Origin of the sequence: Actinopolyspora biskrensis (assembly GCF_013408175.1) — a bacterium.
Taxonomy (GTDB): Bacteria; Actinomycetota; Actinomycetes; order Mycobacteriales; family Pseudonocardiaceae; genus Actinopolyspora; species Actinopolyspora biskrensis.
Genome location: NZ_JACBYW010000001.1, coordinates 242,185 through 268,600 on the forward strand (window position 1 = coordinate 242,185; position 26,416 = coordinate 268,600).

At 69.1% G+C, this 26,416-nt stretch carries 22 protein-coding genes; 17 read left to right on the top strand and 5 right to left on the bottom strand.

Annotated elements, in window-relative coordinates; genetic code table 11:
- Nucleotides 1-51: 51 nt before the first annotated feature.
- A complete protein-coding gene (locus FHR84_RS01060; RefSeq protein ID WP_179533531.1) occupies nt 52-912 on the bottom strand; it encodes a peptidylprolyl isomerase in 861 nt (286 codons plus the stop codon).
- 920 nt (nt 913-1,832) lie between these two features.
- Here FHR84_RS01060 and FHR84_RS01065 point away from each other — a divergent pair.
- From FHR84_RS01065 to FHR84_RS01075, 3 genes are read left to right on the top strand one after another with little or no spacing between them, the layout of a single operon-like run.
- Complete coding sequence (locus FHR84_RS01065; protein ID WP_179533532.1) at nt 1,833-2,516, top strand: MBL fold metallo-hydrolase; 684 nt, start codon at nt 1,833-1,835, stop codon at nt 2,514-2,516.
- Nucleotides 2,517-2,564: 48 nt separating this feature from the next.
- A complete protein-coding gene (gene hisS, locus FHR84_RS01070) occupies nt 2,565-3,827 on the top strand; it encodes a histidine--tRNA ligase (protein WP_179533533.1) in 1,263 nt (420 codons plus the stop codon).
- Nucleotides 3,824-4,462 (top strand): hypothetical protein, encoded by a 639-nt coding sequence (locus tag FHR84_RS01075; protein WP_179533534.1) that lies wholly within the window; start codon nt 3,824-3,826, stop codon nt 4,460-4,462. The genes hisS and FHR84_RS01075 overlap by 4 nt, the downstream gene beginning before the upstream one ends.
- A gap of 71 nt (nt 4,463-4,533) precedes the next feature.
- Here FHR84_RS01075 and FHR84_RS01080 read toward each other — a convergent pair whose 3' ends face one another.
- The gene (locus FHR84_RS01080; protein WP_179533535.1) at nt 4,534-6,006 is read right to left on the bottom strand and encodes a YibE/F family protein; all 1,473 of its coding nucleotides are present in this window, start codon (nt 6,004-6,006) and stop codon (nt 4,534-4,536) included.
- Nucleotides 6,007-6,017: 11 nt separating this feature from the next.
- Here FHR84_RS01080 and FHR84_RS01085 point away from each other — a divergent pair, with 11 nt between their 5' ends.
- Entirely contained in the window at nt 6,018-6,167 is a 150-nt protein-coding gene (locus tag FHR84_RS01085; RefSeq protein ID WP_179533536.1) for a hypothetical protein, read from the top strand.
- A gap of 562 nt (nt 6,168-6,729) precedes the next feature.
- Complete coding sequence (locus tag FHR84_RS01090) at nt 6,730-7,500, top strand: AfsR/SARP family transcriptional regulator (RefSeq protein WP_218861858.1); 771 nt, start codon at nt 6,730-6,732, stop codon at nt 7,498-7,500.
- Between the two features lie 55 nt (nt 7,501-7,555).
- Here FHR84_RS01090 and FHR84_RS01095 read toward each other — a convergent pair whose 3' ends face one another.
- A complete protein-coding gene (locus FHR84_RS01095) occupies nt 7,556-8,635 on the bottom strand; it encodes a hypothetical protein (protein ID WP_179533537.1) in 1,080 nt (359 codons plus the stop codon).
- A 360-nt stretch (nt 8,636-8,995) separates the two neighbouring features.
- Here FHR84_RS01095 and aspS point away from each other — a divergent pair, with 360 nt between their 5' ends.
- The 6 genes from aspS to FHR84_RS01125 all read left to right on the top strand — a co-directional run bounded on the left by aspS (nt 8,996) and on the right by FHR84_RS01125 (nt 17,681).
- On the top strand, nt 8,996-10,822 hold the full coding sequence (gene aspS, locus FHR84_RS01100) for an aspartate--tRNA ligase (RefSeq protein WP_179533538.1): 1,827 nt from the start codon (nt 8,996-8,998) through the stop codon (nt 10,820-10,822).
- Between the two features lie 260 nt (nt 10,823-11,082).
- Complete coding sequence (locus FHR84_RS01105) at nt 11,083-12,288, top strand: phosphotransferase family protein (protein WP_179533539.1); 1,206 nt, start codon at nt 11,083-11,085, stop codon at nt 12,286-12,288.
- Between the two features lie 327 nt (nt 12,289-12,615).
- Nucleotides 12,616-12,993: a hypothetical protein gene (locus FHR84_RS01110; RefSeq protein ID WP_179533540.1), complete on the top strand. Its 378-nt coding sequence runs from the start codon at nt 12,616-12,618 to the stop codon at nt 12,991-12,993.
- 405 nt (nt 12,994-13,398) lie between these two features.
- Nucleotides 13,399-14,913: a SulP family inorganic anion transporter gene (locus tag FHR84_RS01115; RefSeq protein WP_179533541.1), complete on the top strand. Its 1,515-nt coding sequence runs from the start codon at nt 13,399-13,401 to the stop codon at nt 14,911-14,913.
- A gap of 268 nt (nt 14,914-15,181) precedes the next feature.
- The gene (locus tag FHR84_RS01120; protein ID WP_179533542.1) at nt 15,182-16,573 is read left to right on the top strand and encodes a replication-associated recombination protein A; all 1,392 of its coding nucleotides are present in this window, start codon (nt 15,182-15,184) and stop codon (nt 16,571-16,573) included.
- Nucleotides 16,574-16,715: 142 nt separating this feature from the next.
- A complete protein-coding gene (locus FHR84_RS01125) occupies nt 16,716-17,681 on the top strand; it encodes an NAD(P)-dependent oxidoreductase (RefSeq protein WP_179533543.1) in 966 nt (321 codons plus the stop codon).
- Nucleotides 17,682-17,785: 104 nt separating this feature from the next.
- On the opposite strand, the gene FHR84_RS01130 is transcribed toward FHR84_RS01125, so the two are convergent.
- The gene (locus tag FHR84_RS01130) at nt 17,786-19,063 is read right to left on the bottom strand and encodes an ABC transporter permease family protein (protein WP_179533544.1); all 1,278 of its coding nucleotides are present in this window, start codon (nt 19,061-19,063) and stop codon (nt 17,786-17,788) included.
- A gap of 388 nt (nt 19,064-19,451) precedes the next feature.
- On the opposite strand from FHR84_RS01130, the gene FHR84_RS01135 reads away from it, so the two are divergent.
- The 6 genes from FHR84_RS01135 (at nt 19,452) to FHR84_RS01160 (ending at nt 26,096) form a co-directional block, all read left to right on the top strand.
- The gene (locus tag FHR84_RS01135) at nt 19,452-19,856 is read left to right on the top strand and encodes a DUF948 domain-containing protein (RefSeq protein ID WP_092520399.1); all 405 of its coding nucleotides are present in this window, start codon (nt 19,452-19,454) and stop codon (nt 19,854-19,856) included.
- Nucleotides 19,853-20,209, top strand: a complete 357-nt coding sequence (locus FHR84_RS01140) for a hypothetical protein (RefSeq protein WP_179533545.1) — start codon at nt 19,853-19,855, stop codon at nt 20,207-20,209. Before FHR84_RS01135 ends, FHR84_RS01140 begins: the two co-directional genes overlap by 4 nt.
- Before the next feature lie 88 nt (nt 20,210-20,297).
- Nucleotides 20,298-22,976 carry an alanine--tRNA ligase gene (gene alaS / locus FHR84_RS01145; RefSeq protein WP_179533546.1) on the top strand — a complete coding sequence of 893 codons (2,679 nt, stop codon included), beginning with the start codon at nt 20,298-20,300 and terminating at the stop codon, nt 22,974-22,976.
- Nucleotides 22,973-23,467 carry a Holliday junction resolvase RuvX gene (gene ruvX, locus FHR84_RS01150; protein WP_179533547.1) on the top strand — a complete coding sequence of 165 codons (495 nt, stop codon included), beginning with the start codon at nt 22,973-22,975 and terminating at the stop codon, nt 23,465-23,467. The genes alaS and ruvX overlap by 4 nt, the downstream gene beginning before the upstream one ends.
- 219 nt (nt 23,468-23,686) lie before the next feature.
- Complete coding sequence (mltG, locus tag FHR84_RS01155) at nt 23,687-24,907, top strand: endolytic transglycosylase MltG (protein WP_179533548.1); 1,221 nt, start codon at nt 23,687-23,689, stop codon at nt 24,905-24,907.
- A gap of 295 nt (nt 24,908-25,202) precedes the next feature.
- Nucleotides 25,203-26,096, top strand: a complete 894-nt coding sequence (locus FHR84_RS01160; RefSeq protein ID WP_179533549.1) for a shikimate dehydrogenase — start codon at nt 25,203-25,205, stop codon at nt 26,094-26,096.
- Nucleotides 26,097-26,140: 44 nt separating this feature from the next.
- Here FHR84_RS01160 and FHR84_RS01165 read toward each other — a convergent pair whose 3' ends face one another.
- On the bottom strand, nt 26,141-26,410 hold the full coding sequence (locus FHR84_RS01165) for an HPr family phosphocarrier protein (RefSeq protein WP_142077581.1): 270 nt from the start codon (nt 26,408-26,410) through the stop codon (nt 26,141-26,143).
- Nucleotides 26,411-26,416 lie beyond the last annotated feature (6 nt).

A 26,416-nucleotide genomic window follows, 5' to 3' on the forward strand; every position in this document is an offset into this window, starting at 1 on the left:
GCGTGCCGGGGGCGCGGCGCGTGCCGGGGGCGCGCCCCCGGCACGCCGTGCTCAGGACGAGATCTTGACGTCCTCGAAGTTGATTTTCTCGTTCGGGTGACCACCGCCCGCTCTGGAGAAGGAGCCGTCGTGGCCCGCGCGGGCCACCTCGTCGACCACCTTCAGTCCCTCGTCCGAGACGGTTCCGAAAACCGTGTAGTCGGACTGCAGCGGCGCCTCGCCGTAGACGATGAAGAACTGGCTGCCGTTGGTGTTCGGCCCGGAGTTGGCCATGGCGAGGTAACCGCGCCCGTAGTCGATGTTCGAGTAGGTCTCGTCGTCGAACTGGTAGCCGGGCCCGTTCTCGCCGGTGCCCTTCGGGTCGCCGCACTGCAGCATCTGCAGCTGCTGCGTGGAGAGCCGGTGGCACGGGGCGTCGTCGTAGAAGTCGGCCTCGGCGAGGTGGACGAAGCTGTTGACCGTGCACGGGGCCAGGGAGCGGTCGAGGGTGACCGGGATGCTGCCGCGGTTCGTCTCGATCGTGGCGTCGACGGCCCCCTCGGAACTCACCTCTCCGTTCTCCGGGGGATCCACCGGTTTCGCGGGTTCGCCCGCGGACCGGTACTCGCAGGAGACCTGCGCGGGCAGCGGTTCCGGCCGGGAGGGGGACGGAGCGCGCTCACTCGGTATGGAGACCGTCGATTCCCGGGAGCTCGTGGGTTGTTCCGTGCCGCTCTCGGAGGGAGTGCCCGCCGCGTTCTGACCACCGCCCGAGCGGGTCAGGAAGTACACCCCCACCACGGCGGCTATCACCACCACGATGGTCGTGGTCACTGCGATGGTTCTGCGTTTGCGTGCCTGCTCCTCCCTGCGAGCGAGCTGGCGTTCGAGCTTGCTCTTGGCGGCTTGACGGCGTTGTTCGTTGCTGGACACCTGTTCCCACTCCGTGGTCGCGGTCGGTCGGCTGGGCAGTCCTCGTGTAGATGTTTCGTGGGCTGTCGGTTCCGGTACGTGAGCCATACCCGCTCGGGACGGGGATCCGGAGTGCGGACCCCGCACCACGTGCCGGTCGCGCTCACGGGCCGGGGCCGGAAAGTCCGCGGGGTGCGGAGCACCGGCGTGTGGATGAACGACTCCCGCCCCCGTTCGGGTGCGGTCGTCGAGCACGCACGGACCCGATCCGTGCGGAGCCCGTTCCGGAGGGGGCACCGCGCGGATCACGCCTTCGGGGAGTGTAGAACGGCCCGGTGTGCGAAAACCGTGAGACCGCACGCCAGGAAGGTCGGCGGTGCCGGTTGCTTGCGTGATTGCTTAGCCGTCGCGTGAGTCGGCGCCTTGCTGCGTTGGGCCGCTCTTGAGTGGCGGCCTACGCGGCGAGCGGCCCGGCCTTGCGATGCATCCGACTCGCGCACCGGAGCTTCTCGTTCCAGGTAGGTTGAAGCGCTCGCGTCGACCGAGGCCTTTCGCCGGAAGTGCGCAGCGTTCTCCTGCGGCGCGGGCAGCGCCGAGCTGCCGGAAGAAGGACACCGTCCAACGCGAGTGCTTACGAGCCTGCGCAACCCGACCGACCGCGGGTTCTCTCGTGGTGCTCTCGCGAGGAAGGCCCGACGTGGCGTGTGGCTACTCGATGTCGGGCCTGGCCGGAGCGAGAGCCCGCGAGAGGTTCCGCCACGGAACCACCTACGCCAACCGAGCCGCCGATCCTCATGCCGCCACCCGCACCGCCACGCGAATCGATCCGCCGACCCTCTAAGCTGGATGTACTTGAGTGATCCGGGGGTCCGCTCCGCGAGTGGTGAGCGGTGCGCACCCCGGTCGTACGCTCGTACCCGAAGACGAAGGGGAAGCACTCCGTGCTTGTTGTCGGTTTCCCGGTCGGACAGCTCCAGGCCAACTGCTATGTTCTGGCGCCCCACGAGGGCGGTCCCTGCGTCGTGGTGGACCCGGGGCAGGACGCCGTCGACGCCGTGAACGGCCAGTTGGACAAGCACGAGCTCACCCCGGAGGGTGTGCTGCTCACGCACGGCCATTTCGACCACGTCTTCTCGGCGGGGGAGCTGTGCCGGGCGCACGGGATACCGGCCTGGGTGCACCCCGCCGACGAGTACATGATCGCCGACCCCGGCGCCGCCCTGGGGCCGGAGGGGCGTCAGCTCTTCGACGGGGTCTCCGTGACGGTGCCGGAGGATCTGCGCGCGCTGTCCGGGGACACGACGCTGGAGATCGCGGGAATTCGTTTCACGGTGCACCACGCTCCCGGCCACACGGGCGGCTCGATGCTGTTCGAGGCCGTCACCGAGGAGGGCGGGCGGTTGCTGCTCACCGGGGACACGTTGTTCGCGGGGGCGATCGGACGCACCGATCTGCCGGGAGGCGATCATGAGAGGATACTGGGGACGCTGAGCTCCGAAGTCCTGCCGCTGGAGGACGAGACGGCCGTGCTTCCCGGCCACGGCCCCACGACCACCGTCGGCCGCGAGCGTGCGGGAAACCCGTTCCTGCAGGACCTGCGCGCCCCCGACGACGCGGCGAGCTGACCCGCTCGCGAGCACAACAGGAACCACCGAACCCGGAAGAAGCCGGCAATGAGCATGTTCAACGCCCCCAAGGGCATCCCCGAGTACTACCCTCCGGAATCAGCGCGTTTCCTCGCCGTGCGGGACACCCTGGGCGAGGCCGCGCGCAGGGCCGGGTACGGCTACATCGAGCTTCCCCTGTTCGAGGACACCGCCTTGTTCGCGCGGGGGGTCGGCGAGTCGACCGATGTGGTCAGCAAGGAGATGTACACGTTCCCCGATCAGGGAGGACGTTCGATCACACTTCGTCCCGAGGGGACGGCCGGGGTGATCCGCTCGGTCATCGAGCACGGACTCGACAAGGGGCAGCTGCCGCTGAAGCTGTACTACAGCGGCGCGTTCTTCCGGTACGAGCGGCCGCAGGCCGGAAGGTACCGCCAGCTGCAGCAGGTCGGTGTCGAGGCCATCGGTGTCGACGACCCGGCGCTGGACGCCGAGGTGATCGCGGTCGCGGACGAGGGCTACCGCAGGCTCGGGCTGACCGGGCACCGCGTCGAGCTCACTTCCCTCGGGGACAGCACCTGCCGCCCGGAGTACCGCGCCAAGCTGCAGGAGTTCCTGCGCGGACTTCCGCTGGACGAGGAAACGCGCCGTCGGGTGGAGCTCAATCCGCTGCGGGTGCTCGACGACAAGCGCCCCGAGGTCCAGGAGATGGTCGCCGACGCCCCGCTGATGGCCGACCACCTGTCCGAGCAGGCCGCCGAGCACTACGAGTCGGTCAAGGCGCACCTGCGCGACCTGGGGGTCCCGTTCGTGGAGAACCCGCGTCTGGTCCGGGGGCTCGACTACTACACCAAGACCACTTTCGAGTTCGTGCACGACGGTCTCGGCGCGCAGTCCGGGATCGGCGGCGGTGGCCGGTACGACGGGTTGATGGCCGATCTGGGCGGTTCGGAGCTGTCCGGCGTTGGCTTCGGGCTCGGGCTGGATCGGACCGTGCTCGCCTGCGAGGTCGAGGGGGTCGACGTCGGGGACGAGTCGCGGTGCGATGTGTACTGCGTGCCGCTCGGTGAGCAGGGCAAGCGGCGACTGGTCTCGGTCGCGGGAGAGCTGAGGGCGGCCGGTCTGCGGGTCGACGTCTCCTACGGCGGCAAGGGGCTCAAGGGTGCGATGAAGGCTGCCGACCGTTCCGGGGCCCGTTACGCGCTCGTGCTCGGCGACCGTGACCTGGAAGCGGACTCGGTGCAGCTGAAGGAGTTGGCCACGGGGGAGCAGCGGAGCGTTCCGCTGGATGACGTGGTCGAGCAGGTGCGGACGGTGCTGTCCCGATGAGCGGACAGGAGGACGTCGTATCGCTGGATCTGCTCGACCGTCGCGTCGTGCGCAAGCGCGCGATCAGCGTCGCGATCGCGGCTGTGCTGGTCGGCGCGGCCACAGGTGGCATCGCCGGGCTGTTCGCGGGTCCGGCGGGCTTCTTCGTCGTCTTCGCGGTGCTGGCCCTGCCACTGCTGTTGATGGCGCTCGGCGAGGCGCGGAAGACCTACTGGTTGAGCGGTACCGAGGTGGCGGCTCGGGCTTTCGGCACCCGCAGAGTGGACCTGAGCTCGGCGACCAGGCTCGACGTGCTCGTCACCGACGTGCGGGGGGCGCGGACGATCAGCCTGCTCGTCGCGGGGCCGCCGAAGAGCCGGGCGCTGAACCTCGCGTTGGCCATGTACGCGGGGACCGGGGGAAAGGAGCTCGGTGTCTACGAGCTCCGCCGGTTGGCGGACACGCTGGCGAGCACGGGGGACACGCGCGCCCTGGTCCTGTCGGAGCTGGTCGTGGCGCAGCTCAAGTCCGAGGCGCGTGGGGACGCCGCCGCGGACCGTCCGCTCTACCGGCTCGCCTCGGTGGCCCCTTCCGGCAGCATGGCCCAGCGGCTGGCCAACGAGGACGTGGCCAAGTTCGTGGCCACTCTCGGATGAGAGCCCTTCCGGTTCGGCGTGCGCAGGTGGTCGCTGAGCGGAATTCGCCCCTCGGAAGGCGGGACTCCGATTCACTCGGCGTTTCCGGACCGCCGCGTGTGCGGACCACCCGTCGATCGAGGCGGAACCGCTGTGAAGGGGAGCTCCAGGCCCGGATCGGTGCGGAACGGATGATCGATGCCCGCGGCGGGCGGGCTCCCGGCGCCGAAGGTGGCCCGCGCGGCTCCCAGCCGAGCCCCGTGCGCGATCAGCTCCGCCGCGTCCGTGCCGTGCGCCTTCCCGGCGGGGCCGTCGCTCCGCTTCTCCCGCATGACGATCAGCGCGGCGATCGCGGTGGTCAGCGGAACGGCCGCGATCAGCCCGAGGCTGCCGACGAGGGTGCGGACCACTTCCTGGGCCACGTCCTGTGTGGTGACGATGTCCACGAACGAGCGCCCGGACAGGCTGTAGGTGAGCAGCAACGGCAGTGCGGTGCCCGCGTAGGCGAGTACCAGGGTGTTCACTGAGGAGGCCACGTGATCCCGGCCGATCCGGAGCGCGGCCGAGTACAGCTGCCTCCACCGCAGGGCGGGATTGGCCCGGTGCAGTTCCCACACCGCGCTGGTCTGGGTGACCGTCACGTCGTCGAGCACTCCGAGAGCGCCGATGACGATTCCCGCGAGTAACAGCCCTCTCGCATCGATGCCGTGCCCCAGCGCACCGACCAGGGAAGAAGTGGAATCGTCCAAACCGGTCAGCTGGGTCAGCGCGGCGAAGACGGAGCTGAGCAGGCCGATCAGGGTGAGACTGGACAGCGTTCCCAGCACGGCGGTGGAAGTGCGCGCCGAGAACCCGTGGGTGAAGTAGAGCACGAAGAACATGATCAGCCCGGCTCCCACGACGGCGACCTGCAGCGGACTCCGTCCGGCCAGGACGGCGGGTAGGACGAAGCCGGCTATCACGGCGAAAGCCACGCCGAGCGCCAGCAGGGAGGCCACCCCCTTCCAGCGGCCCAGCACCACCACGGCCCCCGCGAACAGCCCGAAGAGCAGGAGCATCCAGTGCCCCCGCTGGTAGTCCACGATCTGGTAGGAGGTGCTCTTCCGGGGCGCTGTTCCCGAGTAGGCGAGCACGACCTCGTCGTCGACCTCGAACTCGGGAGTGGTGGGTTCCACCGGGACGTTCTGCTCGATGGTCTCCCCGGCCGCGGGGCCGTCCCGCAGCTCGATCCGCAACCGCAGACAGTCCCCCCGGGAGCCGCTTCCCGAGGAACCGGCCCCGGCCGAGCCGTTTCCGGCCCCTCCCAGGGTGCAGGCTCCGGATTCGGAGCCCACGATCATCCCGTTCACGGGGGTTCGGGCGAACCCGGTGGGCTTGGCCGGGGACGGGTGCTCCCCGAAGGGGTAGAGCACGAGCGCGCCGATCAGCGCGGCGAGCAAGAACGGTGCGAGCACCGCTGTCAGCAGCAGTCTGGTGCTGTTGGAAGCCGGTGGCGCGTCGTGGCCGTGGCCGTGGCCGTGGTCTGGCAGCTGCGGAATTCCCTCGGAACTGCGGTCTTCGGGCACCGGATCATGGTATGGGCGGTTCCGGCGCCGCGGGCGGGGCAGGGTTGCTGAAGCGGGAGCGGGGGAGTCTCGGTGCGGCGTGGCCGCCGATCACCGAAGGCGCCGTGACCTGCCTCGAGGTCGAACACCTGACCGGGGACGGGGCCGAGGAACCGGTCTGACCGTGCAGGTCCGGCCTCGACGCCGCTGACGACGGTGTCGCGGTTGGCCCGGGTTGTCACACGCAGCTCCGACTCGCCCGGGCCCTGGACCGCGATCTCCGGTATCTCCGGGAACGCCCCCGATCCACCAGCCAGCCCCATTCCGGCCCGCGTGCGGCGTCGGAGGCATCCTGGCCACCGGCCACAGTCGCACCCGCTCCGCCCACCGCCGGAAAGGCGACGAACTCCGTCGCGGAGGTTGAACGGCAGGGCCACGGGGTGCAGCTCGTTGGTTCCCGCGTCCTCCGGAGCGTCACGCGCGCGGTTTCGGCGTTTTCCCCGGGTCGTTTCCGCGGAAGTGGAATATTCCAGAACTCGGTTCATTCATTTGGAGGATGGGAATGCGTGTTCGGCGTGTTTATTATTCAGTGCGTCCGTTCGGGGCGACCTGTAGAATAAATTCACGACGAATAGATGAACACAGCCGGAGCGCTGTGTTTCCTTCCGACCGTCGGACGTTCGGTGTCGCGTGACGCGCGAACCGTTCTTCGTGTCTTTTCTTGTTCTCGGTTGGAGGTTCCCGATGGTCTGTTTCCGGGTTCTCGGCGCGGTGGGCGTTCTCGACGCCGAGGGTGAACAGGTGGAGGTCCCGGGAGAGCTGCGCAGGGTCATGCTGGCCATGTTGTTGCTGAACGGGGGAAAAGTCGTTCCCCGTGAGCAGCTCGCGGAGGAGATGTGGCCCGACGGAACGCCCGAGCACGGCGTCAACGCCCTGCAGGCGCACGTGGTGCGGCTGCGGCACGATCTGGACCGATTACTCGGTGTCGGCCAGGGGAAGCGTCGCATAGGGACAAATCGTTTCGGATACTCGCTGCGTGTCGAATCGGGTGAGCTGGATCTGGACGTTTTCGACTCGCTGTGCGCGGAATCGCGCGAGCTGTCCGAGTCCGATCCCGCGACGGCCAGCGACATGTTGCTTCGGGCTCTCGAACTGTGGAGAGGCCCCGCCCTGGCCGACGTGCGGGAACGGAGTCCGCGACTTTACGCCGCCGCGGTGCGTGCCGAGGAACATCACACGCTGGTGCTGGAGGAGTTCATATCCCTCAACATCAGAATGGGCAATTACGACGGGGTGATAGGGCGGCTGAAAGCGCTGACCGCGCGTTATCCCCACCGCGAGAGGCTGTTCGAGCAGCTGATCACGGCACTGGGCAGGACGGGGAGAAAGGTCGAGGCGGCGAACGTGTTCCGCAGGCTCCGCGCGGAGCTGGTCGCCGAGTTCGGCGTGGAACCCTCTCCCACGCTGAGCCGCAGGGTCCAGGAAGCGCTGGATCAGGGCAGCGGCGATTCCTGACGCGGGGCGGTCCGCCTCCGGTGCTGGGCGCGGACGAGCCCGCGGAGGGACGGGATCAGCGGAACCGCCGCGCGTGGCCACGCAGGTTCTCGGTGCTCGGGGCGTGCGGAAACCGCGCGGTCGGAATCGCGGCGGTGGTCCGCGCGGGCTCCCAGCGTACGTAGAAGGCTCCTCTGCCGAAGTCGAGTGCCACGGCGTGGGTGTGCCCACGGGAGTCCAACGACATCGGTTTGGGCGAGTCCCGTTCCGAACCGTCGGAGCACACCGTGAAGTTCTCGCAGTGAACCGGAGGGTTCTCGGGATCGAAACGCAGTTCGACGAGATACTCCCGCACGGGAAGTCGGAACCTGCGCGAATAGGTGTGGTCCTGGTCCGTCCCCACCAGACCTTCGGGACCGTGGGCGACCTCGTACTCGAGCAGGGCGGTTTCGCCCTTCTCCAGCGCGCGTTCGAACAGCAGCTCGGCCACGACCACTCCGCTTTCGTGGTCGGACAGGACCTGCCCCAGGGCGCAGCCGTTCAGCGTCCGGATGGTCGGGGGTGCGATGTTCGTTCCGGAGTTGTCGAAGACGGTGACCCAGCGATCCACTCCGTTGCGCTCGGCCTGCACGAGTTGCCGTACGCGCAGGCCGCGCTGCTTGCCCGCTCCGTCGATGTCGAGGACGTCGTGTTGGCTGAGCCTGGTGAGGTGTCCGTCCGCGCTGGTGTCCAACCGGCTGAGCATCCCGGCGGCCGAAGCGTTGTCGGACCAGAGACTCGTCAGTGGAGGGGCGGAGCTCTCCACTCTGCTTCTGCCGCGTGGTTTGGGCGGGCCGAGCAGCGCGGAGAGCGCGCCGTCGGGGATCCCCAGCACGTCCTCCAGCTCGCGGAGCGCGGCCAGCGAGTCGGGGCGTTCCGGGCGGCGACGGCCGGACTGCCAGTAGCTCAGCGCCGTGATGCTCACGGGAGCCCCCCGGAGGTGGAGGCGGTGCTGGATGCGTTCCAGGCTGAGCCTGCTCGTGCGGATGGCGGCGCGCAGCGCGACGTCGAAAGGGCCTGTGCGCAGCAGGTTCGTGAGTTCGGGTGACAGTTGTCGCTGCTCGTGCCCGACCGCCGAAGACGGCGTGGAGGGTGTTCGCGTGCGGGGAACGACCATTACCACTCCTCGTGCCGACCGATCTCGTGCGGAACGCTAATTGTATGGATCACGGGCGTGCAACGAGCTTGCGAGAAATAGACGTCCCCGGGGGATGACCGTTGTCCGCTCTTCTTCGGGCGAGAATTCTTCGAGAGAAGAAGGTGCGGTTCCGCGGGGCCGGAGGACGGCGCCGGAAAGGTCTTTCCTCGCTTCTCCCCGAAGGGCGCGCGATCGGCGGCACGGGGCCGTCAACCGGCGGTGATCGCGACGGGCGTGCCGGGTGAAACCTGCTGCGAGGGGCGTGCGCGGCATTGGCTAACCTGGAGTGGTCCGCGCCGACAACGGCCAGCACTCACACCGAAGAGGAGATCAACACCCGTGATGCGCACGCACGAGGCCGGCTCGCTTCGCGCCGACCACGCAGGGCAGTCCGTCACCCTCGCGGGATGGGTGGCGCGTCGCCGGGATCACGGAGGAGTGATCTTCAGCGATCTGCGTGACGCCTCCGGCGTCGCCCAGGTGGTCTTCCGCGAGGGGGAGATGGCCGAGCGGGCCCACCGGTTGCGTGCCGAGTTCTGCGTCCGGGTGACCGGTGAGGTGGTGCGCAGGCCCGAGGGCAACGAGAACCCGGAGATCCCGACGGGCTCGATCGAGGTGACCGTCACCGACCTGGAGGTCCTCTCGGAGTCCGCTCCGCTGCCCTTCCCGCTGGACGAGCACCTGGAGGTCGGCGAGGACGTCCGGTTGCGCCATCGCTACCTGGATCTGCGGCGAGCCGAGCCCGCCCGCGCGATCAGGATGCGCAGCGAAGCCAACCGCATCGCCCGCGATGTGCTGCACCAGCGGAACTTCGTCGAGGTGGAGACGCCCACCATGACCCGTTCCACTCCGGAGGGGGCCAGGGACTTCCTGATCCCGGCGCGGTTGCAGCCGGGCAGCTGGTACGCGCTCCCGCAGTCGCCGCAGCTTTTCAAGCAGCTCCTGATGGTCGGCGGGCTGGAGCGTTACTTCCAGATCGCCCGGTGCTACCGCGACGAGGACTTCCGCGCCGACCGTCAGCCCGAGTTCACCCAGCTCGACATCGAGATGAGCTTCGTCGACGCGGCGGACGTGATCGAGATCAGCGAACGGGTCGTGGCCGCGCTGTGGAGCGAGCTGGCCGGCTACGAAATCCCCACTCCCATCCCGCAGCTGAGCTATGCCGAGGCGATGGCTCGTTACGGTACGGACAAGCCGGATCTGCGGTTCGGGGTCGAGCTGACCGATCTCACGGAGTACTTCCGCGAGACTCCCTTCAGGGTCTTCCAGTCCCCCTACGTCGGGGCCGTCGTGATGCCGGGTGGTGCCGACCAGCCGCGTCGTCAGCTGGACGCCTGGCAGGAGTGGGCCAAACAACGGGGGGCCAAGGGCTTGGCCTACGTGCTCGTGGGCTCGGACGGCACCCTCTCCGGTCCGGTGGCCAAGAACCTGTCCGCGGAGGAGCGCGAGGGACTCGCCAAGGCGGTGGGCGCTGCTCCGGGGGACTGCGTGTTCTTCGCCGCGGGGCGGGCGGCTCCGTCCCGCGCGCTGCTGGGAGCGGTGCGCCTGGAGATCGCCGAGCTGTGCGGTCTGGTCGACAGGCAGGCGTGGTCCTTCGTCTGGATCGTCGACGCCCCGATGTTCGAGGCCGTCGACGACAGCGACGACGTGGCGGTGGGAAGCGGCGGTTTCACCGCGGTCCACCATCCGTTCACGGCTCCGGAGCCGGAGTGGGCGGAGGAGTTCGAGCGGAGCCCCGAGGACGCCCTGGCCAGCGCCTACGATCTCGTGTGCAACGGAAACGAGATCGGCGGGGGGTCGATTCGCATCCACCGCTGGGAGATGCAACAGCGCGTGTTCGAGGTGCTGGGGATCTCCAGGGAGCAGGCCGAGGAGAAGTTCGGTTTCCTGCTGGAGGCGTTCCGGTACGGTCCGCCGCCGCACGGTGGTGTCGCGTTCGGCTGGGACCGGATCTGCATGCTGCTCACGGGAGCCGAGTCGCTGCGGGACGTGATCGCCTTCCCGAAGAGCGGCGGTGGGTTCGACCCGCTCACGGGCGCGCCCGCGCCGATCACGGCCGCGCAGCGCAAGGAGGCCGGGGTGGACGCCAAACCGGCCGCACGCGCTGCCGGTGGCTCCAAGGAGGCCGCGAACGCCGAGGGCGAGCGGAGCCAGGAGTCGGAGTGACCCGTTCGGTTGTCCCCCGAGGGGACGACATTTCGTGACGAGTCGGTAATCCGTGCACCCAGTATGGCTCCGGGGACGTTGTCGTTCCGGACGGTGCACAACGGTGGCATGGGTTGCCGAGTCGTTGTCGTCCGAGTAACGGTGGAGATGGTCGTGTTCTCTCCGGTACCGTTCGGTACGGAGACCGACCCCCGATCCGGGGACAACTTGACCGGTCAGGCCCGTGGAAAAACGGGCGGTGGCGGTAGGGTCTGGAGACGATGAGCGTGGAAATCACCACCGGTCCGCCGGAGGTTCGCGTGCCCGCGAGTGCGGAGGTCACCGATACGATCGGTACTGCCGAAGCCGTGCTCACCCGTAGAACGGGGGCATCCGTCCGGCTCGCCGATCCGGAGGATCTGGGGGGTAGTGGCCGCTCGGTCGTCATGAGGGTGCGGGTGGCCGAGACGCCTTTCGAGTTGCCGCGCACGCTCGTGATCAAGCACTACGGAGCGATACCGGACGAGGGGTGCTCCGATCCGTTCGCGCACGAGGCGGCCAGTTGTCAGCTGGCCACCGCGCTCCCGCCGGAGCTGCGCGTGGGACCGGAACTGATCGCCCAGGACATCGAGCAGCGGATGCTCGTGCTCGAGGACCTCGGCCGAGGAGCCACCCTGGCCGACGTGCTCTTCGCCGACGACCCGAAGGCCGCCGAGAGGTCCATGCTCGCCTGGGCGCGTGCGCTCGGCAGGCTGCACACTTCGATGGCGGGCAGGGAGGCCGACTTCGACGCGCTGATGCGCAGGGTCGGGGGTGACTCGTGGGCCGACCCCGTCGCCGTGGACATCAGGCGCTCGTTGAGCGAGCTCCCCGAGCTGCTGGAGCGGACGCTGGGCGTTTCGCCGCCGGAGGCGGTGCGCGAGAGGCTGTCGGCGGCCTCCGGGCTGCTCGGATCGACCAAGTACCGCTCGTTCAGCCCTTCGGACATCTGTCCGGACAACAGCCTGGTCACGGGCAACGGTGTGCGTTTCCTGGATTTCGAGTGGGCCTGTGTGCGCGACGTCGCGCTGGACGCGGCCTATCTGCTGTTCCCCTTCCCCTCCTCGTGGTGTTCCTACGCCCTGCCCGAGGGGATGGCGGAGAACATGCTGGCCACCTGGCGTTCGGAGGTGGTCGAGGTCTGGTCGGACCTGGACGACGACGCCGTGCTGCGCCCCAGGCTGCTGGACGCGCAGCTGCTCTGGGTGTGGGTTTCGACCTGGTGGTTCCTGCCGCGCGACGGTCAGTCGGACGGTCCGATAGACGCCCACATGCCCTCACCGCGACGCAGTACGGCTCTGGCCGACCGCTGGCGTCGGTTGGGCGAGGACGCGGACTCGGCGGGGTTGAGCGAGGTGGCCGAGTACGCGGATCGGGTCGTGCGGGCCCTGGTCGAGCGCTTCGGCTCCGGGATTCTGGAACTGCGTCCCTATCCCGCTTTCCGCTGAAAGAGTGAGTCGCTTCCCGGCATATGAGAAAATTGTTACTCACCGGAATGGTGGGTGCGGCTTCGTCGCGTTCGCGTGTGCCGGACGTCGAAATGAGACGTGTTTCACTTTTCGTGGTCGTCGGACGTGGCCGCCCCTCGGTTGACCTGAAAAAATTCTCACTTTCTTGTGTCCGCGTGGATCGGTGCGGCATTTTCGTACCGGTTCGGACCAGCGCGAGTTCACCTCGAGGAAACATTTCTTCAGTAGTATTGGTCGTGTCGGCCGATTGAGCCGACTCGACAGACTCAGCCGAGGAAATCGTCCGGGCGTTCGCCGGGGGGGACAGTGGACACCAGGCTTGGTGCGGCACTGCGAACGGTGCTGTTCCTGCTGTTCGCGGTGGTGCTCGTCGCGTTCACCCCCGTGCACGCCGCCGGTGCGACGACTCAGGTGACCAGGTCCGCGTCCTCGGAGCAGAAAACCGAGCACAGCGTTCCCTGCGAGACGGAGAAACTGCGCAAGCGTTCCGGTGTTGCCGTGCTCGGCCGCAGAACCGGAGAACGGGGCCACCAGGTCCTGCGCGGAAAGGCTTCCGAGGCGCGGGTGAGCCTGACGCGCGATAAACATGAAAACTGTTCAAGGGTAGTGCGGGCCGTGGGCAGCAGACGCGGCTTGTGCGAATCCACCCACTCGCAGGCCAGACTTCAGGTGTATCGCAGGTGATGGCCCACTGCTCCGGCAGGACGGGTTGCGCGACCGCGGAGTCGTTTCCGGCTGCGCGGCGCTGACGGCTCCACCGCCGGGCACTGACAGGCCTTTTCGGAAACCGTCGGTTTCACTCGACAGGATCCCGTTAGGTGCTCGACACCGGGCGCCGGGATCCCTCGGTCCCGAACCGGATTCGAAACACTGCCTGTCCAAGTCCGCGGGTGTCCCCGCCGAATTCTCTCTCGCGAAGACGCGAGTTCATTCAAACTTCTTTTCCGGAAACGAGTCACTCCTGCGGGGGCTTCGTGTCCGGAAAGGTTGCCGCTCGTACCAGCGACGTATTTCGACTGACGACTCCTGCGGGACCGCGTGTATCCGATGAGGACGCACGCGGCCTGTACGACCTCCACGGAGTGAGACGTGACTGCACAGCTCGAATCGCCCCGCCCCGAATCGGAAAGCACCGCGGGGCCAATTCACCGGCACAAACAGACGTTCGGTTTCGACTTCGGCGCTTCCCTGGTCGTCTTCCTGGTGGCGCTGCCGCTCTGCGTGGGTATCGCGGTGGCCTCCGGGGTCCCCGCCGAACTGGGCATCATCACCGGTGTCGTCGGCGGGATCGTGGTCGGCTGCATGCCGGGGAGCACCATGCAGGTGAGTGGCCCGGCCGCGGGCCTGACCGTGCTGGTGGCCTCCACCGTCGCCGATCACGGGCTGGCCGTGCTCGGTGTGGTCGTGCTCGGCGCGGGCCTGCTGCAGATCCTGCTGGGGCTGATCGGCATAGGGACGTGGTTCCGGGCGATATCCCCCTCCGTGGTGCAGGGGATGCTCGCCGGGATCGGTCTCGTGATCATCCTCGGCCAGATCTACCCGGTCGGAGGGATGGAACAACCCTCCGAGACGAGCGCCAAGTTCTCCGGGCTCCCGGAACTGCTCAACTCGGTGCTGACCACTTCCACCGGTAGGTCCGGGCTGGCCATCGCCGTGGTCACCCTGCTGACCATGGCGTTGTGGGGCAGGCTGCCCCAGCGGCTGCGCATCGTTCCGGCCCCGCTGGTCGGTGTCGGCATAGCGGCCCTGCTCACTTCCGTGCTCGGGCTGCCGCTGGAGACGATCCAGGTGGGCTCGCTGCTGGAAACGGTCAACATCGTCACCCCGGACGCCTTCGGTGCCGCGACCAGTTTCGCCGTGCTCGGGTCGATACTGACCTTCGCGTTGATCGCCTCGGCCGAGAGCCTGTTCAGCGCGGCCGCTGTCGACCGGATGCACGACGGTCCCAAGACCCGCTTCAACACCGAGTTGATGGCCCAGGGAGTCGGGAACACGATCTGCGGACTGCTCGGTGCCCTGCCGATGACCGCCGTCATCGTGCGCAGCACGGCCAACCTGCACGCGGGGGCGCGGACCAAGTTCTCGCGGGTGATGCACGGGATCTGGCTGCTGCTGTTCGTGATGCTGCTTCCCGGGGTGCTCTCCTACATTCCCCTGGCGACCCTCGGAGCGCTGCTCGTGCACGCGGGTTGGAAACTGCTCGGGGTGCGCCAGGTGGCCAAGCTGGTTCGTGAGCAGCGGGCCGAGGCGTTCGTCCTGGTGCTGACGGCGGGCATGATCGTGGGCACCGACCTGATGATCGGCACGCTGACCGGTCTGGTGGCAGCCGTGATCAAGACCGCCTGGGAGGTTTCCCGGCTTTCGGTCGAGGTCGAGCACGAGGAGGACCACGCGCAGGTCCGCCTGCACGGCAACGCGACCTTCCTGCGGCTGCCCCAGCTGCAGGACAGGTTGGAGCAGTTGCCGGTAACGCGCAGCGCGCACGTGGACCTGACCCCGGTGCGGCACCTCGACCTGGCTTGCCACCAGGCGGTGGAGAACTGGGCGGAGCAGCGACGCAAGAGCGCCTGCGACGTCGAGCTCGCCATGCCGAACGCCAAGTGATCCCCGAGCCCCGGTAGGACTTCCTCGCCCCGATTGTCGGAGGTGTTCGGACGGCGGGTCCTCCCGCGGCGGCACCAGCCGCTCGGGTGTCCTTCGGCGCTGCCCGCGCCGAAGGACGCCCGAGCTCGGACGACCGGACGGACGACACCCGAGGAGGGCCTTCCTGCCGGGGCCGGTCCGGGGCCTTCCCGTGTTCCGCGGGATCCGGAAGCTCCGCGCCGGTCGTCCCGCGACACCGGTGCGGGGGGACGCGGGTAGCGTCGAAGGCGTGAGTGAGGGGCTGTTCGACACCGGTTCGTTCGACAACCGGCTTCTCGATGACGGGTTGTTCGGAAACGACGCCGAGGAGCGCGCGGAACAACGGCTTGCCGACAACGCACCGCTGGCCGTGCGGATGCGTCCGCGGAGCCTGGACGAGGTGATCGGGCAGGACCACCTGCTCGGGCCGGGAGCTCCGCTGCGGCGTCTGGTGGAGGGGGCCGCCCCGGCGTCCGTGCTGCTGCACGGGCCGCCCGGAACGGGCAAGACCACGCTGGCCGGCCTGGTCTCGCAGGCCACCGGACGCAGGTTCGTCGCGCTCTCCGCCCTCTCCGCGGGTGTGAAGGAAGTCCGCGGCGTGATCGAGGAGGCACGTCGCAGACTGGGGCACTCCGGGGAGGCCACCGTCCTGTTCATCGACGAGGTGCACCGCTTCTCCAAGACCCAGCAGGACGCGCTGCTCTCGGCCGTGGAGGACCGCACCGTGCTGCTGGTGGCGGCCACCACCGAGAACCCGTCGTTCTCCGTGGTGTCGCCGTTGCTGTCCCGCTCCCTGGTGCTGGGGCTGCAACCGCTCGACGACGCGGCCGTGCGGGATCTGGTGCGCCGGGCCGTGTCCGAGCAGCGTGGCCTGGCCGGGGTGTACCGGCTCGTGGAGGAGGCCGAGGAGCACCTGGTCGCGCTCGCCAACGGGGACGCCCGCAGGGCGTTGACCGCTCTCGAGGCCGCTGCCGAGGCCGCGGAGACCAACGGGGCGACGACGATCGACCTGAACACCGTCGAGACCACGGTGGACAAGGCCGCCGTGCGCTACGACAGGGACGGTGACCAGCACTACGACGTGATCAGCGCTTTCATCAAGTCGATCCGCGGCTCGGACGTGGACGCCGCGCTGCACTACCTGGCCCGCATGGTCGAGGCGGGGGAGGATCCGCGTTTCATAGCGCGTCGTCTCGTGGTGCACGCGAGCGAGGACGTCGGGATGGCCGACCCCACGGCGCTGCAGAGCGCCGTCGCCGCGAGTCAGGCGGTTCAGTTCATCGGGATGCCGGAGGGGCGGCTCCCGCTGGCCCAGGCGACCGTGCATCTGGCCACGGCCCCCAAGTCCAACGCGATCATCACGGCCGTGGACGCCGCGTTGGCCGACGTGCGCGCGGGGAAGGCGGGTACGGTTCCGGCTCATCTGCGGGACGGGCACTACGCGGGAGCGAACCGGCAGGGCAATGCCGTCGGGTATCGCTACCCGCACGACAGGTCCGAGGGGGTGCTGGCGCAGCAGTACCCGCCGGACCGGTTGGTCGGAACGGACTACTACGAACCGAGCGGACGGGGCGGCGAGCGCACGCTGGCCGAACGGCTTCCGAAGCTGCGCGGGATAGTGCGCGGAGAACCCGACGACTGATGCTTCGCGCGGGCTGCGCTGCGCGGCGGATCGGCTTGCCTGCACGGACTCCGTGCGGAACCACGGACGCGGAGCGGCTTGGCCGCTTCCTGAGAGGCCCCTCCGGGGCATGGCGACCGATCTCTCTTGAAGGGACGAGTGAGTGAACGCCCGAACAGTGGTGACCAGGTGGATACCCGACTCGGCCGTGCGGCTGCTGGAGTCGGTCGGTGAGGTCCGGTTGTGCAGTCAGAACCGGGCCATGACTCCGGACGAGCTGGCGGAGGCGGTCAGCGGCGCTGACGCGGTCGTCTCGATGCTGCACGACCGCGTGGACGGGGCGATGCTCGACGCGGCCGGCCCCTCGTTGCGCGTGGTGGCCAACGTCGCCGTCGGCTACGACAACGTGGACGTGCCCGCGCTGGACTCGCGCGGGGTGCTGCTGACGAACACCCCGGGCGTGCTCACCGACGCCACGGCGGACCTGACCTTCGGACTTCTGCTGATGTGCACGCGCAGGCTGGGGGAGGGGGAGCGGCTGCTCCGTTCCAGGACGCCCTGGGCGTGGCACTTCTCCTTCATGCTCGGTTCCGGGTTGCAGGGCAAGAGGCTGGGGATCGTGGGGTTCGGCCAGATCGGCCGGGCGGTGGCCCGCAGGGCGCGGGCCTTCGGCGTGGAGATCGTCTACACCGCGCGGCACAGGGCCGCGGAGGAAGCGGAGAACGAGGTCGGCGCCGAGTACCTGCCCATGTCGGAGCTGCTGGAGCGTTCCGACGTGGTTTCCCTGCACTGCCCGCTCACCGCGGAGACCCGTCATCTGATCGACGGCTCGGCGCTGGCGCGGATGAAGCCCTCGGCTGTGCTGCTCAACACCAGCCGCGGTCCCGTGGTCGACGAGCACGCGCTGGCGCTGGCACTGCGGGAAGGTTCGATAGCCGGGGCCGGGCTGGACGTTTTCGAGAACGAACCCGTGGTGGACCCGGAACTGCTCGAGCTGGACAACGTGGCGCTCGCGCCGCACCTCGGATCGGCCACCACGGAGACGAGGACGGCCATGGCGATGCTGGCCGCCCGCAACGTGGTCGGGGTGCTCGACGGCAGCGGGCCGGTCAGCCCGGTCAACGGGTGAGGTGAGCCCTCGGAGCTCCTTCACGGCACGGTCACCGTGGAGGAGCTCTCCGGGCGGCTCGACGGCCGTGGCCCGGGGCGCCCCGGGCCACGGCCGCTCGGAGATCACCCGGTCCGTGGTTTGCGCATCGAGCCGATCGCGGCTCCCGCGACCGCGGCCAGGGCGGGCGCGAGCACGGACACCGTGGTCCGCACACCCCCGGGCACCAGCGTGAACCACTGGATCCGCAGTCCCAGGAACGCCTCCATCGGGGCGCGCAGTGCCAGGGCGGCCAGCACTCCCAGTCCGGTGGCCAGCACCCCGGCAACCAGTCCGATGCCGGCAGCCCGGCCGAGCACGCCGCGCCCGTCGAGTTCACCGAGGGTGAGTCGCCGCACTCCGGAGGCGCCGAGCAGGGCCGCGCTGATCAGCACCCCGAACAGGGCCACGTAGCGCCAGAGCTCGACCGTCCTGATCAGGTTCTTCTCACGCTCGACCAGCGGGAAAGCGCCGATGCCCATCTCCCGCAGCCGCGCCGCGACGGAGTTCACGTCGCTCGCCTCGTCGACCAGGACACCGACTCGCTCGGCCCCCGAACCGCCGTGCAGTGCCTCCGGCGTTTGCCCCGTGTCCGCGGCGGCGAGCATCGCGGCCGTGCGCGGGGCGACGTAGGCCGTGTCGGACCCGTCCGCGTGCCAGCGGGGATCGTAGGTCGCGGCGACGCGGAGCTCGATGGTCTCGCTGAAGCTGGGCGGAGAGCTCGGAGCCGTCTCGTCCGGAGCTCCCCCGGCCGGGGCCTCCTCTTCCTGAGCCCCCTCCTCCTGGGCGTCGCCCTCCTGCTCGGCTGCCTCCTGCTCCGCCGCGCTCTTCTCGTCGGCGCCCTCGTCGCGAGGTGGCTTCCGCGGATCGGGCGAGGCGACGGTGTAGCTCATCCGGATCGTCCGGCCGAGGTACCGGGTGAAGTCGGTCCCCTGGGAACGAGCAGGCACCACTATCGCGTCCGGAGGCAGGGGGCCCTGCACGGTTCCCTCGGTCAGCGGCGGCGGCACGTAACTGCCCCAGGAGCGCACCGCCAGCGAGAACTCCGGAAGCGCGCTGTCCCCCTCCGGAGCCCGCAGCGAGGAAGGATAGTCGGGGACGACCTGCTCGACCCCGGCGACGGCCTCGATCAGGTTCAGCTTCCGGGCGTTGAGGTTGCCCCTGGTGGTCATGCTCGGCAGCGAGGAGACCACGATGCGGTCCGCGCCGTCGGCGCGCAGCACGTCGCGTTCGGTGGCGGCCCGCATTCCCGAGCTGACCCCGGTGATGGTGCTCAGCAGGAAGGTGAACACCAGCACGACCGCCAGCGTGCCGCGGTTGATGAGTTCTCTCGGTGATCCGGCCGAACCGGCCCCTCCGCCCATTCGGAGCGCTCCCCCTTGATGTTCCGTCGCCGCCGGAAGTGTGGACGACAGTGCAATCTATCGTGTGGCGGTGGCCGATCCTGCGCCTGCCACCTGGCACCGGGGCTCTCCGCGGATCACCGGCTCGGAACCGGGGGCGTGAACCGCGCGGACGGCGCCGTTCCGGCACACCGCTGTTCGGGTGCCCTGGGGACCCTGCGGGACGCGACCTCGCCCGGCCGGAACCGAGCTGCTCGCGGAACCCGTCGCGATTCGCCGAAAACGACGTGTGCGGAATGCCGTGCGCGTGTCAGCACGACGGGCGCGATAGCCTGACCGCGATCACAGCCGCCGTGCCGAGCTCTTCGGCGGGGCGGCCGCACGAGTCAGCTGGAACCCGGGAGGACACGTGACGCCCACCGAGATCGCCGCGCTGATCGCAGCAGGCGCTTTCGTGCTGCTGGTCGTGCTGCTGGCGATCCCGTTGGTCAAGCTCGGCCGCACGTTGGACGAGGCGACCAACGCGATCCGCAAGGCGCAGGAGAATTCCGATCCGCTGTTCACCGGCGCGAACACGACTCTGGACCATGTGAACACCCAACTGGACCGCGTCGACGGCATAACGGCCAACGCCCAGTCGGTCTCCAGCAACGTGTCCGCACTGTCCTCGCTGTTCACCGCTACACTGGGAAGCCCGCTGGTGAAATCAGCCGCTTTCACCTACGGCGTGAGCAAGGCCCTGCGCGCCCGTCGCAAACGCGGCGAAGAGCCCGTGGGCAGGCACTCCCGCAGGCGCAAAAGGGGGCGTAAGTGAGTCGTCTGTTGTTGTTCGGTGCCGGTGTCGCCGCGGGCGTCGCGCTGAGTCGCAAGGTCGGCCAGACCGCGCGCAAGGCCACGCCGGTCGGTGTGGCCGATCAACTCGGTGACGCGGTACGGGAACTGGCCGGAGCGGTCGGTTCGTTCGGCGCGGACGTACGCGCCGGAATGACCGAGCGCGAACACGAACTCCACGAGAGCGTGAGCGAGCGGACCGGGATCGTGACCGGCGGCCGCGAACAGCGGACCGTCGACGGCCCCGACAATGGGGCCAGGCCCGTCACCAGGATGGCCGGAACCATCGACGGTGCGGACTCGCGGGCGCGCCGAGCTCGTCGGGCGGGGCGTTGACCCTCGACGCGAGCCCGTCGTGCTCACGTCGACCAGGCGCCCCGCCTGCTCCGCGCCGGCAGCCGCATCCGCGTAGAAGGACTTCACCGTGCAGACCCACGAGATCAACAAACGTTTCACCGAACACTTCCGAGGTAGGGGCCATACCGTGGTCCCCAGCGCCTCGCTGATCCTCGACGACCCGAACCTGCTGTTCGTCAACGCGGGGATGGTGCAGTTCAAGCCGTACTTCATCGGCGACGCACCCGCCCCCCACCCGCGTGCCACGAGCATCCAGAAGTGCGTGCGCACCGGTGACATCGACGAGGTGGGCAAGACCACGAGGCACAACACGTTCTTCCAGATGGCGGGCAACTTCTCCTTCGGGGACTACTTCAAGGAGGGGGCCATCGAGCACGCCTGGAGCCTGGTCACCAACTCGCAGGACTCCGGCGGTTTCGGATTCGACCCGGACCGGATCTGGGTCACCGTCTACGAGCACGACGCGGAGGCGGAGCGGCTGTGGCAGAAAGTCAGCGGCCTGCCCCCGGAGCGCATCCAGCGCAGGGACGCGCACGACAACTACTGGGACATGGGGGTGCCCGGCCCGGGAGGACCGTGCTCGGAGATCTACTACGACCGCGGTCCCGAGTACGGCCGTGAGGGCGGCCCCGTCGTCGACGAGGACCGCTACATCGAGATCTGGAACCTGGTGTTCATGCAGGACATCAGGGGCGAGGGCAGCCCCAAGGACGGGCACCCGGTGCTCGGCGAGCTCCCGACGAAGAACATCGACACCGGTATGGGAGTGGAACGGGTCGCCTGCCTGCTGCAGGGAGTGGACAACGTCTACGAGACCGACCTGGTCCGTCCCGTGATCGCCAAGGCCGAGGAGTTCTCCGGAAAGCGCTACGGGGACAACCACTCCGACGACGTCCGGTTCAGGGTGATCGCCGACCACATGCGCTCCGGCATGATGCTGGTCTCGGACGGGGTCACCCCGAGCAACGAGACGCGCGGCTACGTGCTGCGCAGGCTGCTGCGCCGGGTCGTGCGCTCCACGCGGCTGCTCGGTGTGCACGAGCCGGTGCTCGGGGAGTTCACCAAGGTCGTCCGGGAGTCCATGTCGCCGGGCTATCCCGAGCTCGACTCCGACTTCGACCGGATCGACTCGGTGGTCCGCAACGAGGAAGAGGCCTTCCTGGCCACGCTGTCCGCCGGTTCCAAGATCTTCGACACGGCGGTGGAGCAGACCCGCAAGTCCGGTTCCGAGCAGCTGCCCGGCACGAAGGCGTTCCAGCTGCACGACACCTACGGGTTCCCGATCGACCTCACTCTGGAGATGGCGGCCGAGAAGGGGCTGTCCGTCGACGAGCAGGGCTTCCGGGACCTGATGGAGCAGCAGCGTCAGCGCGCCAAGGAGGACGCGCGGTCGCGCAAGACCGCCCACGGGGACCTGTCCACCTACCGCAACCTGCTGGACGAGAACGGATCCACCGAGTTCATCGGCTACACGGACCTGCAGGGGACCAGCCGTGTGCTCGGGCTGCTGCGGAACGGTGCCCCCGTTCCGGCCGCGGGAGAGGGCAGCCAGGTCGAGCTGGTTCTCGACCGCACTCCGTTCTACGCCGAGGGCGGTGGGCAGATAGCCGACACGGGGCGGCTCGTCGGTCCCGGCGTCGAACTGGAGATCACCGACGTGCAGCAGGCCGTGCCCGGGCTGTTCGTGCACCGCGCCAAGGTCCTCGGCGGCGAGGTCGGGGTGGACACCAGGCTGGAGGCCAGCGTCGACGCGGAACGCAGGCACGCGATCGCCCGCTCGCACTCGGCCACCCACCTGGTGCACGCGGCGGTGCGCAACGCCTACGGGAAACGTGCCGCCCAGGCGGGCTCGTTGAACTCGCCCGGACGGATGCGTTTCGACTTCACCGCGCCCTCCGCCGTTTCCGGCTCGGTGCTCGGGGGGGTCGAGGAGGAGGTCAACGACTACCTGCAGAGCGACGTCGAGGTGCGCTCCTACACCACCTCGATGGACCGGGCCATGGAAATGGGGGCCGTCGCCCTGTTCGGGGAGAAGTACGGCGACCAGGTCCGCGTCATCGACATGGGCGATTACTCGAGGGAACTGTGCGGGGGGACGCACGTGGGGTCCATCGGTCAGCTCGGCGTCGTCAAGCTCGTCAACGACACCTCCGTCGGCTCGGGAGTGCACCGGGTCGAGGCGCTGGTGGGCATGGACGCGATGCGCTACATCAACAAGGAGCACATGCTCGTCAACGAGCTGGCCGACAGGTTCAAGGTCAAGGCCGAGGACCTGCCGGACCGCATCGACAGCGTGCTCACCCGGCTGCGTGACGCGGAGAAGGAGCTCAAGCAGCTCCGCATCTCCAAGGTGCTGCAGTCCGCCGGCGAGATCGCCGGGCGAGCCGTCGACATCGACGGTGTGAGCCTGGCCGCCGAGCGGGTCGCCGACGGTGTGGACGGCAACTCCCTGCGGGCCCTGGCGGGTGAGGTGCGCGGCAAACTCGGTTCCCGCCCCTCCGTCGTGGCGTTGTTCTCCGGCGACCCGGAGACCTCCAAGGTCGGTTTCGTCGTCGCGGCGAACCGGGAGGCGCAGGACAGGGGTGTGGCCGCGGGAGAGCTGGTGCCCTCCTTCGCCGCGCACATCGGTGGACGCGGTGGCGGCAAGGCCGAGATGGCCCAGGGAGGCGGGTCCGACCCCTCCGGGATCGACACCGCCGTCGCCGCGCTGCGCAAAGAGCTGGAGCAGGTGGTGGCACGGGCGTGAGCGCCGAGCAACCCGAGTCCGAAACGAGCGCCGGCGGGGAGAAGGGGCGTGCCGACCCCGGTCCGGGCAGGCGCATCGGTGTGGATGTGGGCGAGGCCAGAGTGGGCGTCGCGGTGAGCGACCCGGCGCCCCTGCTGGCCACTCCGCTCAGCACCCTCAAAAGGGACCGGTCCGGTAAGACCGACCTGAGCAGGCTCGTCGAGCTGGTGAACGAGTACGAGGTCGTCGAGATCGTGGTCGGCCTGCCGGTCACCCTGGCTGGGCGGCACGGGCAGTCGGCGGACATCGCACGCTCCTACGCCGATGCCCTGGAAGCACGTGCAGGCGGGGTGCCGGTGCGTTTGAGTGACGAGCGACTCACTACCGTGACGGCCACACGGATGCTTTCCGACCGCGGGATTCGTGGTAAGCGTCAGCGTGCCGTGGTGGATCAGGCCGCCGCGGTGGAGATCCTGCAGTCCTGGCTGGACGCGCGTGGCCGAGGCGAGTGAGGGGTGCTCTCGGTATGACCGGGGGCGTGCCCGCCGAGTCGGCTTCGTGGTGCGCGTTCCGTCGTGCTGCGGGAGGAGGCGGTTGACGGGCCCGGTCGAACGGGTCGTCGCGGTGCGACCCGTCGAACCGGAAACACCGGGGCGGAGCGCTCCGCTCGGGCCGATCGACCGAGCGACGGAAACGGGGCTTTTCGGAAGGCTCGCTGGGAGGACGCTGGCGTGAACGACGATCTCGGCCTGTTCACCGATGAAGCCGGTGACGAATCGGAGCTGCGCAGGCAGGAGGACGCCGAAAGCGAACGGTTCCGCAGACGACGACGGCGCAGGATCGTCACGGCAGTGGCGGGGTTGCTCGTGTTGCTGATCGTCGTCAGCGGCGCTGTCTACGGCACGTCGCAGTTGCTGAGCCTCGGCGGTTACGAGGACTACGAGGGCTCCGGCAGCGGCGAGGTGGTCATCCGGGTCGAGAAGGGGGACACCACCAGCGCCATCGGACGGACGCTCGCGGAGAAGGACGTGGTGGCCTCGCCCGCCGCCTTCGTCGAAGCGGCCAAGGAGAACAAGAAGATCACCGGGATTCAGCCGGGCTTCTACTCGATGCGCTCCAGGATGTCCGGAGAGGCTGCCGTGGGCCGGATCGTCTCGGACGAGGCCAGAGAGGGCCGGGTGGAGATCCGCGGCGGGATGCGGCTCGCGGACCACGTGGGTCCGGACGACGAGGTCGTGCCCGGCGTCCTCTCCCTGCTGGGGAAGGCCGCCTGCGGCGGGAGCGAGGACTCCGCCGACTGCGCGGGCGAGGAGGACATGACCAGGGCGGCCGCCGAGACGCCGTTGCCCGAGCTCGGCGTTCCCGAGTGGGCCGCCTCCGGAGCGGCCGAGGCGCCGGACCCGAAGCGCAGGCTGGAAGGGCTGATCCTGCCCGGCATCTACCACGTGGAGCCTTCGGCCGACGCTCCCCAGGTGCTGCGTTCGGTGTTGAGCACTTCCTTCGAGAAGATGCGCTCCATCGGTTTCCCCGAGATCGCGGACGGGACGAAGCACTCCCCCTACGAGCTGGTCAAAGTGGCCTCGTTGGTGCAGAGCGAAGGCATCGGGAAGGACTTCGGCAAGGTGGCCAGGGTCGTCGAGAACCGGCTGGACATCGACATGAGGCTGCAGTTCGACTCGACGATCAACTACCTGCTGGAGGAGCCCTCGCTGCTGACCGAGGACGAGAACCGGGCCGAGGAGGGACCGTACAACACCTACCGGACCAAGGGGTTGCCACCGACCCCGATCTCCGCGCCGAGCGCGGATGCCGTCGAGGCGGCTGCCGATCCACCTCCGGGGGAGTGGATGTACTTCGTCAAGTGCCAGAAGGACGGCACCTCGTGCTTTTCGAAGACGATCGAGGAGCACGAGAAGGCCAAGGAGAAGGCCAAACGCAACGGCGCCTACTGAGCAGGAGAGTGCGACACCCCGGTCTGCGTGGGTGGTTCGTGGCGGAACCTCTCGCGGGCTCTCGCTCCGGGGAGGGCCGACATCGGGTGGCGGCCTGCACGACGTCGGGCCTTCCTCGCGAGAGCACCGCGGGAGAACCCGCGGTCGAGCATCCTGCATGGGCTCAGAGCGCCCGCGTCGGAGTGGAGGATTTTCCGGGGACTCGATTTGCTCGGCGGGTTCTGATGAGCGGAACTCAGCGGAGGCGCCGACCACGCGGGCGGTTCCGGGGAAGAGGAGGAACGAGGTGGTGAGGATGACTGAGAGGGTCTCGCGGGACGAGGAACCACGGCCCCGCCGCGCGGGAGTGGTCGGTTCCCCTGTCGAACACTCCCTGTCCCCCGTGCTGCACGGAGCCGCCTACCGCGCGCTGGGGCTGGACCACTGGTCGTACGAGCGCGTCGAACGGGACGCGGAGGGACTGGGCCGGCTGGCCGGGGAACTGGAGGAGGACTGGGTCGGTCTCTCCGTGACGATGCCGGGCAAGCAGGCGGCACTGGCTCTGGCGGACAGCGCCACGGAACGGGCACGTGCCGTGGGGGCGGCCAACACGCTGGTTCGGACGCGGGACGCCGGTTGGGCGGCGGACTGCACCGATGTGGACGGGATCGTCGGGGCGCTGCGCGCGGCGGGCGGTTTCGCGGGAGGTGGTAGTGCTCTGCTGCTGGGGGCGGGGGGCACCGCGCTGGCCGCGCTGGCCGCGTTCGCGGAACTGGGGATCACCGAGGTGATCCTCGCCGTCCGTGAGCCGGCCCGGGCCGAGGACGCGCTGGCCACTGCCGAGCGGCTGGGCGTGCGGGTTACCACGCGGCGGTTGGACTCCACGGACCTGGCGCGCACGGCCGCGGAGTCGGATGTCGTGGTCGCCACCCTGCCCGCGGGGGCCGTTGACGAGCGTGCGCACGAGCTGGCCCGGGCCCGTCTCGTGCTCGACGTCGTTTACCACCCGTGGCCTACCCCGCTGGCCACCGCCGTGCACGAGGGGGGAGGAAGACTGGCCACCGGGCTGGACATGCTGCTGCACCAGTCGTTCGGCCAGGTGGAGCAGTTCACCGGGGAGAGAGCGCCCAGAGCGGTGATGCGTGATGCGCTCTCCGCGGCGACGGGAGGCGAGCTGCCGTTGCCGCTGGTCGGGGAGCTCGGGGAGTGAGCCGTGCGGGGACCGGCTCACCGCGAACCGGTCCCCGCGCTCGGTCAGGAACCGTCGAGCTCGCTTCCGACCAGTTCCGCGATGTGGTCCAGCGCGTCCTCGGCGCCTTCACCGTCGGCGGCCAGCACGACTTCGTCGCCGTGGGCGGCGCCCAGTGTCATCAGCCCCAGGATGCTGGCCGCTTCGACGGGGTCGGTCTCCTGCTTGCGGATGGTGATCTTCACCGATTGAGCGGCAGCGGCCTTCGCCAGCATGGCGGCCGGGCGTGCGTGCAGCCCCACCTTGCTCGCGACGGTGACGTGTCGTTCTGGCATCCGTTC

Bases quoted from the DNA above. Each gene is read 5' to 3' on its own strand.
- hisS (WP_179533533.1), top strand. From the start codon at position 2,565: ATGAGCATGTTCAACGCCCCCAAGGGCATCCCCGAGTACTACCCTCCG.
- FHR84_RS01075 (WP_179533534.1), top strand. From the start codon at position 3,824: ATGAGCGGACAGGAGGACGTCGTATCGCTGGATCTGCTCGACCGTCGC.
- FHR84_RS01085 (WP_179533536.1), top strand. From the start codon at position 6,018: ATGGGCGGTTCCGGCGCCGCGGGCGGGGCAGGGTTGCTGAAGCGGGAG.
- FHR84_RS01090 (WP_218861858.1), top strand. From the start codon at position 6,730: ATGGTCTGTTTCCGGGTTCTCGGCGCGGTGGGCGTTCTCGACGCCGAG.
- FHR84_RS01095 (WP_179533537.1), bottom strand. From the start codon at position 8,635: ATGGTCGTTCCCCGCACGCGAACACCCTCCACGCCGTCTTCGGCGGTC.
- FHR84_RS01105 (WP_179533539.1), top strand. From the start codon at position 11,083: ATGAGCGTGGAAATCACCACCGGTCCGCCGGAGGTTCGCGTGCCCGCG.
- FHR84_RS01130 (WP_179533544.1), bottom strand. From the start codon at position 19,063: ATGGGCGGAGGGGCCGGTTCGGCCGGATCACCGAGAGAACTCATCAAC.
- FHR84_RS01160 (WP_179533549.1), top strand. From the start codon at position 25,203: ATGACTGAGAGGGTCTCGCGGGACGAGGAACCACGGCCCCGCCGCGCG.
- FHR84_RS01165 (WP_142077581.1), bottom strand. From the start codon at position 26,410: ATGCCAGAACGACACGTCACCGTCGCGAGCAAGGTGGGGCTGCACGCA.